Source organism: Desulfobacterales bacterium, assembly GCA_034520365.1.
GTDB lineage: Bacteria > Desulfobacterota > Desulfobacteria > Desulfobacterales > Desulfosalsimonadaceae > M55B175.
The window spans coordinates 725,405-738,023 of record JAXHNP010000003.1 but is presented as its reverse complement, the minus strand read 5'-3'; the positions used below and the strand labels follow the sequence as shown (position 1 = coordinate 738,023).

The 12,619-nt window shown below is 53.4% G+C and carries 10 protein-coding genes; 5 read left to right on the top strand and 5 right to left on the bottom strand.

Annotated elements, in window-relative coordinates:
• Positions 1 to 120 precede the first annotated feature (120 nt).
• The gene (locus U5L07_06690) at positions 121 to 288 is read right to left on the bottom strand and encodes a hypothetical protein (protein ID MDZ7831420.1); all 168 of its coding nucleotides are present in this window, start codon (positions 286 to 288) and stop codon (positions 121 to 123) included.
• Positions 289 to 402: 114 nt separating this feature from the next.
• Here U5L07_06690 and U5L07_06685 point away from each other — a divergent pair, with 114 nt between their 5' ends.
• From U5L07_06685 to gdhA, 5 genes are all read left to right on the top strand, one after another.
• Positions 403 to 762: a DsrE family protein gene (locus tag U5L07_06685; GenBank protein ID MDZ7831419.1), complete on the top strand. Its 360-nt coding sequence runs from the start codon at positions 403 to 405 to the stop codon at positions 760 to 762.
• A 93-nt stretch (positions 763 to 855) separates the two neighbouring features.
• Positions 856 to 2,760, top strand: a complete 1,905-nt coding sequence (locus U5L07_06680; GenBank protein ID MDZ7831418.1) for a cache domain-containing protein — start codon at positions 856 to 858, stop codon at positions 2,758 to 2,760.
• Positions 2,738 to 4,210, top strand: a complete 1,473-nt coding sequence (locus U5L07_06675; GenBank protein MDZ7831417.1) for a sigma-54 dependent transcriptional regulator — start codon at positions 2,738 to 2,740, stop codon at positions 4,208 to 4,210. The genes U5L07_06680 and U5L07_06675 overlap by 23 nt, the downstream gene beginning before the upstream one ends.
• 537 nt (positions 4,211 to 4,747) lie before the next feature.
• Positions 4,748 to 5,326, top strand: coding sequence for a hypothetical protein (locus U5L07_06670; protein ID MDZ7831416.1), 579 nt, complete (start codon positions 4,748 to 4,750; stop codon positions 5,324 to 5,326).
• Positions 5,327 to 5,456: 130 nt separating this feature from the next.
• Positions 5,457 to 6,812: an NADP-specific glutamate dehydrogenase gene (gene gdhA / locus U5L07_06665; protein ID MDZ7831415.1), complete on the top strand. Its 1,356-nt coding sequence runs from the start codon at positions 5,457 to 5,459 to the stop codon at positions 6,810 to 6,812.
• A gap of 302 nt (positions 6,813 to 7,114) precedes the next feature.
• On the opposite strand, the gene U5L07_06660 is transcribed toward gdhA, so the two are convergent.
• The 4 genes from U5L07_06660 to cobS are packed head-to-tail and all read right to left on the bottom strand — an operon-like array spanning position 7,115 to position 12,613.
• Positions 7,115 to 9,724, bottom strand: a complete 2,610-nt coding sequence (locus U5L07_06660; GenBank protein MDZ7831414.1) for a PEP/pyruvate-binding domain-containing protein — start codon at positions 9,722 to 9,724, stop codon at positions 7,115 to 7,117.
• Positions 9,725 to 10,768, bottom strand: coding sequence for an alpha/beta fold hydrolase (locus tag U5L07_06655; GenBank protein ID MDZ7831413.1), 1,044 nt, complete (start codon positions 10,766 to 10,768; stop codon positions 9,725 to 9,727).
• 10 nt (positions 10,769 to 10,778) lie between these two features.
• Positions 10,779 to 11,855, bottom strand: a complete 1,077-nt coding sequence (locus U5L07_06650; GenBank protein ID MDZ7831412.1) for a threonine-phosphate decarboxylase — start codon at positions 11,853 to 11,855, stop codon at positions 10,779 to 10,781.
• Positions 11,852 to 12,613, bottom strand: a complete 762-nt coding sequence (cobS, locus tag U5L07_06645; GenBank protein MDZ7831411.1) for an adenosylcobinamide-GDP ribazoletransferase — start codon at positions 12,611 to 12,613, stop codon at positions 11,852 to 11,854. Before cobS ends, U5L07_06650 begins: the two co-directional genes overlap by 4 nt.
• Between the last annotated feature and the right edge of the window lie 6 nt (positions 12,614 to 12,619).

Below are 12,619 nucleotides of genomic sequence, written 5' to 3'. Positions count from 1 at the left end.
TGCGTAAAATCAAAAATTTGGCAGGATCCTTTCATAGAAGCCTCCTACATCCTGTATTTTTGATTTTGAATGGATAACTGGATCAAACTCCGAACCAAGGTTAATGAGTATTAATGTGAATTAGCTACGATCAAATCTGACAATTGCCGCCTGAAAACAGGTAATCTCTTTGGCCTTTGTTTCTATGGCAAACTGCTCGCACCGGGCCACAGGCGTTAGGTTACCCACCGTAAAACAGACGCCCTTTTTGCAGGTGCCGCAGCCCGCGCACTCATCGGTGACCTCCATATGAACGCCGGGCATGCCAGATACTTTACAGAAAATTCTTTGACTTATGTCAAGCGGGCTGACATTTTTTATTTACTTATAACATAAGCCAACGATTGGACAAAGGAGCTAGATATGACAGAAAATGTGGTAATTACCCTGGCATGCGGGACGAATAACCCCAATCGGGCCACACGGGCGGTCCACCTGGCCACCGTGGCCCACAAGGAGGGCAAGAATGTTACATTGTTTTTGCTTGATGAGGCCGTATACATTGCCAAAGAGGGGCTTGCCCTGCATTTGCGGGCGGCCACGGGGGATGTGGCAGATGATCTGATTGCCTACCTGCAGGCGCATGAAGTGCCGATTCTGGTTTGCACCCCCTGCGCCAATGCGCGCCGGGTGGCGGAAGAAGACTTGATTGAAGGCGCCAGAATGGCCAAAGCCAGTGAATTGATTCATCTGGCCTGTGATGCCGCGGTGATTAGTCTTTGATCCATTTTTTTAATGAAAGGTGGGGTTGTCTTTTAATACCATTTAACTGATTGATTCCGAATGAGGCGTGCGAATAACTAAAGGATTTCTTTATTGAAGGAACAACAACCCCACCATAGCAGCTTAACGGGCGGTAAGCGGGCTTTCAATCTGAGGGCCAAGGTGCTGTTGATTTTTCTGGTGCTTGCGCTTTTGCCGCTTACGATTATCGGATGGTTTTCGCTTCAGACCACGGAAAGCCTGATTGTCAGCATGGTCGCGCGGCAGCTGGAGAATGTGGCGGTGGATAAAGTGGCCCTCCTTGAGCGCTGGTTAGATGAGCGCAAGGCGGATATGAAGGTTATCGCCGGAACATCCCTGGTCCGGTCAATGGATCCAAAAGCCATCCGGCCGTATCTGGAACTCATTCGGAATAAATACGGGGTTTATAAAGATCTTTCAGTGGTTTCCGCAGGCGGGGAGATGGTCTGCAGCACCAGCGGACAGGTGGAAGCCGGGTTTGCAGAGGGGAAAAATCCGTATATTATTAGGGACCGGCTTCATATGTCGAGCATCACGCATGCGCCGGATGCCAATGAATCCATGTTCTTTATTGCCGCGCCGGTCTCCGGTCGGTCCGGGGCGCTTGCCGGCACTGTTTATGGCAGCGTGGGCACCAGCAAGATTATCGTCCACATTCTGAATGTCTCCCTGGGCGATACCGGCGAATGCTATCTGGTGGATAAGGACGGGCGGTTCCTGGTGCACAAGGAGCCGCAGCGGATTTTAACGGAAAATATCTCGCAGTCAGAGAGCTTTAGAAATATTTTTGAAAAGCGGGATCCGGGTAAGCCGTACCTGGATTACCGGGGCATTGAGGTGCTGGGCACATCCATGAAGGTGGCCGGGACAGACTGGTATATCGTGGTGGAGCAGGACCGGGAGGAAGCTTTTCAGAGCGCGGCAACCCTTAAACGCATTGTGTTTTTAACGCTTTTGCTGTTTATCGGCTGTGCTCTGATGCTGACCTGGATGATTTCCTACCATATCATCCGCCCGATTCATAATCTGAGCAAGTATGCGGGAATTATCGGAGAGGCGAAATTTGACAGGGCGAGGTTGCCGATTAATCGGCGGGATGAAATCGGCATGCTCTACCGGTCATTTCAGGATATGTCCGCAAAGCTGCAGAAACGTCAGAATCATCTGGAGCAGAAGGTGGATTTGAAGGATGCAGAACTCAAGGAAACCGATCTGATCCTGAAAAAAACCAAGCTGATTGCCGAGCGCTCGGAAAAATTTGCGGCCATCGGGCGGATGGGGGCGGCTGTCGCCCATGAGATAAGAACCCCGCTCACCTCCCTTAAGCTGTTCATGGAGTCAATTGAGGCGGAGATTGACATATCGCCGGAGGATGCGGAAGATTTTCAGATTGCCATGAAGCAGATCAGCCGGATTGAGGCCACCATCAACCGGTTTCTTGACTTTACCAAACCCCAGGACCTTGTTTTCTCGGAAATTTCGCTGGCCGCGCTGGTGGAAGATGTGCTGATCATGGTGCGCCCCATGATTAAGCGCCAGGAATGCAGCCTTGATATCCAAATGGAAGAGGCGCTGCCGCCGATCCATGGGGATAGAAAGCTTTTGGCTGAAGCCCTGGTCAACCTTTTTGTCAATGCGCTGGAGGCGATGGAGTCCGGCGGGCGTCTATCCATCACGGGGGCAAAGGATAACTTTACCCTGAGTGACGGCACAGCGCCCTGCGTGAGAGTTGATATCCGGGATACCGGCCACGGCATTTCAGAAGAGCAAATCGATAATCTGTTTGAGCCGTTTTTTACGACCAAGGCCGCCGGTACCGGCCTGGGCCTGCCGCTTGTGTTCAATACGATTGAAAATCATGGCGGCGTCATCCGGGTCAAAAGCCGTCTCCAATACGGCACGACCTTCTCTGTCTATTTGCCTTTAACCAGCCATCAACCGTTATGTGAAGCCAATGGAAAAAATCCTGCTGATTGATGATGATGAAGGGCTTATCCATTTTTTAAGCCGTTTTTTCGAGCGAAAAGGCTATGGGGTAACCGCCTGCGCAGACGGGCCCAGCGCGATTGAAAAAATCGGTGCGGAAAGCTTTGATTTGATCCTGCTCGACTATAAGATGCCGGAGCTAAACGGCCTGGACACCCTCAGCGCCATCAAGGGCGTGGAGGTAAAAACGCCCGTTATCCTTATGACCGCATATGGCACGACTGAGCTGGCGATTGAGGCCATGAAACGGGGTGCCTATGATTATCTTGTCAAGCCGTTTGAACGAAAGGATTTAAGCCGGATTGTCAATGAGGCCCTTCAGGTGAACCGGCAGATGAAGGAAGTCGTCCGGCTGCCGGCCGCATCGGCGCCAGCTGAAGACACCGACACCACCCCGGCCGGCACCCTGCAGATCATCGGCAACAGCCGGAAAATGCAGGAGATTTATAAACGGATCGGCCAGGTCGCGGAAAAAGACGTGCCGGTCTTGATCACCGGGGACAGCGGCACCGGCAAGGAGCTGGTGGCCAAGGCCATTTATCACCACAGCCGCCGAAAAGACAGGCCGTTTATGGCCCTTAATTGCGCCGCCATCCCGGAATCCCTTTTTGAAAGCGAGCTCTTCGGCCATGAGAGGGGCGCTTTTACCGGCGCGGACCGGACCTATATCGGCAAAATCGAAAGATGCCACGGCGGCACCCTGTTTCTGGATGAAATCGGCGAGATGCCGACCGCCCTGCAGGCAAAGCTCCTGCGGGTGCTTCAGGAAAGCGAAATCGAAAGGCTGGGCTCCACCCAAACCGTCAAAGTCGATGTCCGGATTATTGCCGCCACCAACAAGGACCTGGAAAAGGCGGTGGAGGCCGGCACTTTCAGAAACGACCTGTACTGGCGGTTAAATGTGATATCTCTGCATCTGCCGCCGCTTATAGAGCGCAGCGAAGATATTCCGGCGCTGGTGGATTATTTTCTAAAGCGGTTTGCCGCGGAATATGACCGGGCGGTTTGCCATATGGGCGAATCCGCGATGAATAAGATCCTTGCCTATTCCTGGCCCGGCAATGTCCGCGAGCTTGAAAACTGCATCCGCCGCGCTGTGCTGCTAAGCTCCGGCGATGTGGTGGCCGAGGGCAGTCTCATGATACCCCGGGCCGGGGCGTCCTGTCCGGCTTCTGCGGCGCGGCATGAGCAGTTGATTGATGAGCTGAAAAATAAACTGGAAGAAATTGTTCCGGAAATCCTCAGCCTTTCCGTCCCGGACGTGCATGCCAGTATCATCGAAATCGTTGAGGAAACCCTTATTAACAAAGCGCTTGCAAAATGCGACAACAACCAGGTGCAGGCGGCAAAAATGCTAGGCATAAGCCGCAACACGCTGCGGCATCGCTTAAAAAAGCAATCGGACCGGCAGTCAGTGGACGCCGCCCCGGACCCACGGTAAATTTGTTCTATCTATTTTTCAGGCGGGCACGGTGGCCCGCCCTACGCGACAATGCCGCCATTTTGTAGGGTCGGCCACCGTGCCGACCTTACATGCGAACAACCCCATGGCTATGGGGTTGTTCGCCAGAACAAATTCACCGCCGCCCCGGACCTGAAAACCGATTCCGGCACGGATGACTGAGCGGCTGTGCGCAAAACCGGGCATAGCTGTTCAAATTTTAAACATCCTTCCGGATTCCCCCTTATTCCCCGAAACAGGGCATTTCCCGGTTGATTGTGTTTCGCCTGAAGGTTTGCGGCTGACTTCATTCCCACCATACCCCCGGTTTCGGCCAAGCTCCCCCATTTCCGCAGAGTAAAAAATTTTCTATTTATTTTAATAGCTTATAAAAAAATTTGGGCTGTGGCCCGGTCCGGCATATTCCCTGCAGTAAAAGCTGGCCAGATACCGGCAGGCTGTTTTCGATGCTGCCGCCAATTGAAGGCCATGTATGGACCGGCCTTTTAAATTCTCTTAAGAATAGGAGGTTGTCTCATGTTTAGGGATCAAATAAATGATATTTCCGGCTTCACCGTCCGGGATCTGTTGGCAAGCAGCGCTGACATGAGCGATGAAGGGCTTCAGATATGTGAAAGAATCAAAGAGATCATGATGATGTGCGACAGAGAGGATCCGGTTTATGAACAGATCAGCAGCTTCAGCATTGCCCTCTACACGTTAGGCTATTTTGACTGTCCGGACCTGATGTCTTTCCAGGATGTGGACGCCCAGGAGGCTGCCGCGATCCTGAAAGAACATTTTACGCCCGTAAATACCGAAGATGTGCCATGGGACTACAATATCACCCAGTCTGATGAAAAATATCTTCTGGTTTTCGGCGATACCTTATTTCCCCTTCATTTTGCGGTCCTCACCGATTTTCGCAGCGAACGGCCCTATTTTTCCAAGCTCCCGCTTTTCGGCAGCGGTTTTGACAGCCTGCCCGAGCTGCTGGAGGAGTTTTCCGGTTATGACGGTATCAATTCTTATGATGTGCACTACTTCAGAATGAACCAGGAAAAGGCGCCATCCGCAGCCATCCGGCAAGGGCGGATCTATATCGTAAGAGATTAGCCGCTGTCTTCATTGCCGGCCTGCCGGCAAGGACCTTCTAAGTTTATTTTCCGGTGAAACAGCTATTGCTTTACAGGATTGTTTTATTCTTTTTTTCAAATAATTTGTTAACTATCAAGGAGGCGCATGAATGTCTGTTATTGAAGAGGTAATTGAGAAAGTCAAGCACACAGATCCCAGCCAGAATGAATTCCACCAGGCGGTTGTCGAGGTGCTGGAAACCCTGGCGCCCACCGTGGAAAAACATCCGGAATTTGTTAAGGCCGGCATATACGAAAGGATCGTTGAGCCGGAACGGGCCGTCCTTTTCCGGGTGCCATGGGTGGATGATAAGGGCAACGTACAGGTCAACCGCGGCTTCCGGGTGCAGTTCAACAACGCCATCGGGCCTTTTAAGGGCGGCATCCGCTTCCACCCCTCGGTCAATTTGAGTATCATTAAGTTTCTGGGGTTTGAGCAGGTGTTTAAGAATTCCCTGACCACGCTGCCCATGGGCGGCGGAAAAGGCGGATCGGATTTTGATCCAAAGGGCAAATCTGACGGGGAAGTGATGCGCTTCTGCCAGGCATTCATGCGGGAACTCTACCGCCATATCGGGCCGGAAACCGACGTGCCGGCAGGCGATATCGGCGTGGGCGCGCGTGAAGTGGGCTATATGTTCGGCTATTACAAAAAAATCAAAAATGAGCATACCGGGGTTTTAACCGGAAAAGGCCTGGATTATGGCGGCAGCCTGATCCGGCCCGAGGCCACCGGCTACGGCACAGTCTATTTTGCGGCCGAGATGCTGGCCACCCGGGGGCTGGATTTTAAGGGCAAAACCGTGGCGGTCAGCGGCGCCGGCAATGTGGCCCAGTTTGCCATTGAAAAGGTCAACCAGATGGGCGGGCGCGCTATTTCCGCCTGTGACTCGGGCGCCACGGTGATTGATGAACAGGGAATTGACGATGACAAGTGCTGTTACCTGATGGAGCTCAAAAATATTCATCGCGGCCGGGTCAATGAATATGCGGAGAAATATAAGACCGTCTGTTTTGAGGGCAAAAACGTCTGGGACGTGATCCGGGAGCAGGGAATAAAAGTCGATATTGCGCTGCCCTGCGCCACCCAGAATGAGATCGATGCCGAGAATGCGGCGGCGCTGGTTAAAAACGGCTGCATCTGTGTGGCCGAAGGCGCCAACATGCCGTCTTCACCGGAGGCAGTGAAAATTTTTCAGGACAACAACCTCCTGTACGGCCCCGGCAAAGCGGCGAATGCCGGCGGCGTGGCCACATCCGGTTTGGAGATGAGCCAGAACAGCCAAAAGCTCTCCTGGACGCGGGAAGAAGTGGACAGCCGGCTCCTGCTTATCATGAAAAGCATCCATCAGTCATGCCTGGATGCGGCCGAGGCCTACGGCCGGAAAGGCGATTATGTGGTGGGGGCCAATATCGCGGGATTTACCAAGGTCGCCAATACCATGCTGGCATACGGCGTTGTCTGATCGAACATGTTGGGCTTCTAAGGAACTTAACGGGTTTTAGGTTTTGGGTGTTAGGTATTAGGTGTAAAATTAAAGGTTTCAGGTTTCAGTGTTCAGTGTTCAGGCTTGCAAAAATTTTGGCTCGCTCGTGTAATATTTCCTGAAACCTGAAACCTGACATCTGAAACCTATTATTCGTATTTTCCCTCAGTGCTTATACCCGGCAGCAAAAGTTACTTTTATGGTCGGTCCCGGGCGCACGGCCCGGGGGGAATACATTCAAAAAACCAAACAATAGTATAAACTGATTTTTTGCGAAGCCGTCAACCGGTCCCGCCGGGTGGGTTTGACAGGTAGCAGATCACCTGCTGGGCCGAGATATCCGAGGCCAGCATAAGCCCGTATTCGCTGATATCCGCGATTTTGACAACATCACGCAGGTGGCGCGCTGCCGGAAGCATGCCCTCGAGTTCGTTCGGCAGGGATTGCAGCCAATCCGTTTTAAACACCACGCCGGCACTTTCCGGATAGATCGCCATATAGAAGATACCGGTTTCGATTAAATCATGGAAAAAATGGGTGCCAAAGGATAAATCCGGTATCATGTTGCCCATCTGATGGCTGATTTCGGCAATCACCGCGATATTGTTGATTTCCGAGAATTTTACCGGTATCCCCATTTCCGGGCTTTGGGTGCCCCACCGGCCCGGGCCCATGAGCAGCGTCGGGGTCTTATCCCTTGTTTTCAGAAACCGGTTCAGCTTGCCCACCAGCCTTGCCACGGCGAATTTCTCCGGCGGCGCGAGCTCGGCATATGCCTGCGGAGAGACGAAAATGAGTTTAGAAATCGGCTGTACAAGATTGCCCCCCATAAAATTGCCTTCAATCCGGATAACCGTCTGCTCGTCGCCGATTTTTTCGGGCATTGCGGCTTTATCAAAATTTCCGATTGTCTGAAATGGCCGGCATTGCAGCAGATTGATGCGAAGCTCCCCGGCCTTGCCAAAGTTAAGCGTAAATTCCGTCTCCACCGGATTTTGATAGGCCGATTCAAGCTTTGCCAGAATGTCGCCCATCAGGCGGATGAAGGGGGTTTTTTCAAGAAAGGGATCAAAGGTTAATATCCAGTACTCTTTGCCGGGCCGTCCCATCTGCCGCATCTGCTCGGCGGCCGCCGAATCCCGAACGCCCACCAGATCCATGTGGGCGATCAGATTGTTTTCGATCAGCTCTTTGAGGTGGAGGGTTTCGAATTGATTTTCCTCAAGGTTCAGTAAATCCACCCGGTGCTGGGAAAATTTCCGGATATCCATGATGCCGGCCAGGGGTTTGGTCAGGGGGTTGTCCATGGCAATAATCCGCGGATAATCGTTTTCCACCCGGTTGACCGCCCGCGTTCCCATCCCCAGTACGAGGCGGACCATGCCCGCCTTTGCGTCCATCCCCTTCTGCCAGATAAACGGGTTGCGGGATAGCCCCACGCCGGCCAGCTCAGGGAAGAAGTAGTGCTTGTGATAGCTCCCGGACACCCGCTGAACCAGAAGCGCCATTTGTTCATCGCTTTCCTCAAGGCCCCTTTGACGCCTGTAGGCCAGGGCGTCCCGGCTCATGGTGCTGGCGTAGACCTGCCGCACCGCATTTATGAATTCCTCGTATCGTTTTTCCGGCGGCCCCTGATTGACGCAGAAAAAGCTGTCATATTTACCGGCAAATGCATTGCCGTAGGCATCTTCCAGCAGGCTGCTGGAGCGCACAATGATCGGGGACTGGCCGAAATACTCGAGCAGCAGCTGAAACTTTTCAGTGATCTCTTCGGCAAAAATTCCGCCAAGCATTTTGTTTTTCAGTTCAGCCGCTTTGGCAAAATAGCCCTCGCTGGTTTTATGCGCCATAAACAGCTTCCACCAGCCGTTTTGGACAATATAGGAATAGAAAACATCCGAGCCGATATAGAAAGAATCATGGGGTTCAAGGACTGCCTGCCAGTCAAGGGCCGCATCCTGCATCAGGATCTTGCGGGAAAGCAGCATGCCCACCGATTTGCCGCCGATAAAGCCCGTGCCGATAAGGCGCTCCTTAATTTGAAGAAGATCCTCCAGGCACATAAACTGCCTGATCAGGGAAAGTATCTGTTTATTGCGGGAGAGCATGAGGCGGCTCAGCTGATCCACCATATCGGTTTTTTCCTCTGCTCCTGCCCCGGATGCCACCAGTTCCCTGGCCTCTATGAACAGGCGGTCCCAATAATCCAGATGCCGGCGGGCGGAGGCCTCATTACTTCTTGAAAGATCCGAGAACAGCCGGGTAGCCTCAACGCTGTTGATGACCGGCACCAGATGGTCTTCTTCCATGATGTGGGGGAAAAACATGGTCGGGGAATAGCGGTGCTTGACCTTGACCGGATGGATGCACATCTGTCCCTCGTATTTATAGACATCGATAAGCACCTGGGTGATTTCCCGGATCCGGGCGATGGCCTTGAAGGAATGCCGGTGGCGGCGGATGGCAAAGTAGGCAATGGTGTTTAGTTCAAACAGATAGGGGCAGGTAATGAAAAAGAAATCGCCGATCATCAGATCCGTTGCCCATACATGCAGCAGTTCGGACAGGGAGTCAAAAACATAACAGACATCGCGTCCCTCGCGGGTAATGATGCTGTGGACGTCTGCGGAAAACGATTCAAATCCGCTCTCAAGCGGCAGGTGGTATACGGATATGTTCTCCCCTTCTTCAAGAAGCGGTGCGTGGCGGGCAAACCGCATATAGACGACCCGGTCCCCCCTTTCGGACGCGCTGTTGACAAAAGGCGTGACCAGGCGTTTGTAATCGTCGATTTCATCCACCTGCCAGACAACGTTATCGCCTCTGCGCAGGTGGTCGATAATTTTGTCCAGGCTGCGCCAGCCGGTGCTGACATGGGTTTGATAGGCCATTTAGACGGCTTTCATCCAATTGAGCATGTAGGGCCAGGTGATGGCCGGCGCATGTCTGCCGATAATCAGGTCGATATGTCCCCAGTGCAGGCCGGGCTTTTCCTCGCCGAATATTTTGAAGGTTTTGTCCTCGGCAGCGGCTTTTTCATAGGCCGCTATGACCGCATCCTCAGGGACTCCACAGTCCCGGTCGCCGTTCACGAAAAGAATGGGCGCGGTGAGCTGCGAAATGTTTTCTTCAAAATCGATTCGGCCGTCACTGCTGATAAATTTTTTCCGGGCCCCCCATTTGAAAAAGAATTTAATCACATTAAAGCTGGTGCGGTCAAACCCCTTGGTGACCCGTTCATGAAGGATATCGCGCTCAATGCTGCCCGGATGCCAGATCTGGAGCGGCAGCCGGTACCATTTATGGTCTAAGAGCCCCAGGCCCATTGAGGCAAGCACCCCGATATAGTCGATGTAGAAGACTTCCGGCTGAAGTTTTCTGAAGGGATAGAATTTACCCAGGGTCACGCCGGTATGGGCAATTGTTTGCAGCAGCCGGTTGCCCCGGGCCATGGAATAGGGGCCGCCGATGGAAATAATGCCGGCCAGTTGATCATTGAATCGGGAGCCAATGCAGTAGGCGATGGAGCCGCCCAGGCTGTGGCCGATGTAGAAGAGTTTTTTACCCCCGGTTATGTGGCTGATGGATTTGAAAAAGGCCGGCATGTCGTAGAACAGGTAGTTTTCAAACTCGAGCGGATAATCACTGCCGTTGGCCCGGCTTAGCCCATGGCCGCGGAGCTCAATGTTAAAGGTTTCGAATCCATTAGCAATCAGATAGTTCTCAAAACTTCGGCGGGAGAGCGTCCATGTGTAGCGATTCTGACCCAGCCCATGCACCAGCATGACCGGCGCCACCGGATCCTGATTCACCGGGGATTTGCGGGTCATCACCAGGTTCATTCCGTCTTCGGTGGTTACCGCATGCAGGGAGCGGTAATAGGTAACGGTTTCATCCCCGTTGATAATATTTGTGCAGAGCTGGGCGTTTTTCATATAGAGATATCTAATCCCTGATAATTTGCTCAAGCATCTGAGCGGCCTTTTCATTTTCCGCGGCGGTTTTCAGGGAAATGCGGATGAATCTGTCTGAAAGGCCGCGGAAATTGCTGCAGTCCCGGATAAGAAAGCGATGCCGGGCCATTTCCGTGCAAACCGTCTCAGCCGTCATATTTTCTAGTTCACCAAGAAAAAATCCGGTTTCTGAGGGATAGAACCGAATCCCCGGCACATCTTTAAAAGCCGTCATAAAGCGTTTCTTTTCTTGAGCGACAAAATCCCGGGCAGATTCGATAAAGCGCCGCACCCTGTCGGGTTGGGTAAGCAGGTAACAGATGGCCTCCTGGGCCAGGCTGTTGACACTCCAGGGCATGGCATAGGCGGAAAGTTTCTGGATCACCGTTTCCGCGCCGATGAGAAAGCCCACCCGCAGTCCCGGTATCCGGAAGATTTTGGACATGGAAGAAAGGATCATGACATTTTCCAGATCCATACCGACAAGACTTTCCTTATCGCCGTTTAAAACAAAGGGCAGGTAGGATTCATCAATGATAAACCGGGTTTCCGGGTGTTTCCGGCAGATCCATTTCAGTTCGCCGGCGGGCATCAGCCGGCCGGTGGGGTTGTTCGGATTGCAGATAAAAACCGTGTCATAGGCGGATGCCGTTTCATCCAGGGTGCTGATATCCGGCATGAAGTCATCTTCTGCCCGGGTGAAAAGATAGTCCCAGGCCACGGCCTCCATCCGGCAGGCATCCGCATAGTCCGCATAGGTGGGCGCCACAATCAGGGCCTTTTTAGTCTTTAAGGCCCGGGGCAGGTTATAGATGAACTGCGTGGTGCCGTTTCCGCCAAGCACCTGGGCGGGGCGCACCTGGTGCCAATCCGCGGCTGCGGTTTTCATCCGGTCCGCATCCGCCTCCGGCAGGACGAAAATGCTGTCCAGCTGGGCGCTTAAGTGTTCCATCAGGCCGGGGGGCGGGCCGAGCGGATTCATGTTGCTGCTCATGTCAATGATGTCTTCGGGCCGGCATCCCAGTTGCCGGGCCAGAAGATGGATGTTTCCCCCGTGGCCGATAATCATGACAGCCCCGTCGCCAAGCCGGTGCCGCCGAGAGTGGCGGCAAGAAAAAGAAGCGATTCGGTCGCTTCGGTCATGGCCCCCAGCATATCACCGGTGACGCATCCCATGCGGCGGCGGTAGTAGTAGAGTATGCCGAAGACCAAAGCAAAAAAAACGAAAATCAGGAAAATGCCCCGCCAGCCGATAAAAAGGCTGAGCAGCAGGCAAAGCCCCAGCCCCCAGTAATCCGTAAGGTGTATGGGCTTTTCAAACAGATCAAATCCGGTGCCGCCCCCCGGCCGCCCATAGGGTAGCCGGTGGATGGCAAATATCATGGCGGCCCGGGAAAACCCCGGGACCACCAGCAGGATCAGAAACCGCGAATAGGGGGCGTGTGCCGGCAAGGCCGAGATGCCGGCGAATTTAATGGCCAGGGCGCAGATCACGGCGGTCATGCCCATCACGCCGATCCGGCTGTCCTTCATGATGGCAAGAATGCTTTCCCTGTCCCGGTGGCCGAAAAGTCCGTCCGCGCTGTCAGCCAGTCCGTCAACATGCAGGGCGCCGGTCAGAAAAATCAATAAAACAATATCGAGTACCGCGGGCACAAACGTGCCGGGCCATAGCTTGAGGGCGATGGCATCGAATACCGCGAGGATCAGGCCAAGGAGCAGGCCCACGGCCGGGAAAAAGGCGATCATCTCCCTTGGGTAATAGGCGGGCGTTCTGCCCGCCGGCAGGAGGGTAATAAACTGGATGGCCGCACGCAGGTATTCCATCAGTTT

Coding starts and splice junctions, on each gene's coding strand:
- U5L07_06685 (MDZ7831419.1), top strand. CDS start 403: ATGACAGAAAATGTGGTAATTACCCTGGCATGCGGGACGAATAACCCC.
- U5L07_06690 (MDZ7831420.1), bottom strand. CDS start 288: ATGGAGGTCACCGATGAGTGCGCGGGCTGCGGCACCTGCAAAAAGGGC.
- U5L07_06670 (MDZ7831416.1), top strand. CDS start 4,748: ATGTTTAGGGATCAAATAAATGATATTTCCGGCTTCACCGTCCGGGAT.
- U5L07_06660 (MDZ7831414.1), bottom strand. CDS start 9,724: ATGGCCTATCAAACCCATGTCAGCACCGGCTGGCGCAGCCTGGACAAA.
- U5L07_06655 (MDZ7831413.1), bottom strand. CDS start 10,768: ATGAAAAACGCCCAGCTCTGCACAAATATTATCAACGGGGATGAAACC.
- U5L07_06675 (MDZ7831417.1), top strand. CDS start 2,738: ATGGAAAAAATCCTGCTGATTGATGATGATGAAGGGCTTATCCATTTT.
- U5L07_06650 (MDZ7831412.1), bottom strand. CDS start 11,855: ATGATTATCGGCCACGGGGGAAACATCCATCTTCTGGCCCGGCAACTG.
- cobS (MDZ7831411.1), bottom strand. CDS start 12,613: ATGGAATACCTGCGTGCGGCCATCCAGTTTATTACCCTCCTGCCGGCG.
- gdhA (MDZ7831415.1), top strand. CDS start 5,457: ATGTCTGTTATTGAAGAGGTAATTGAGAAAGTCAAGCACACAGATCCC.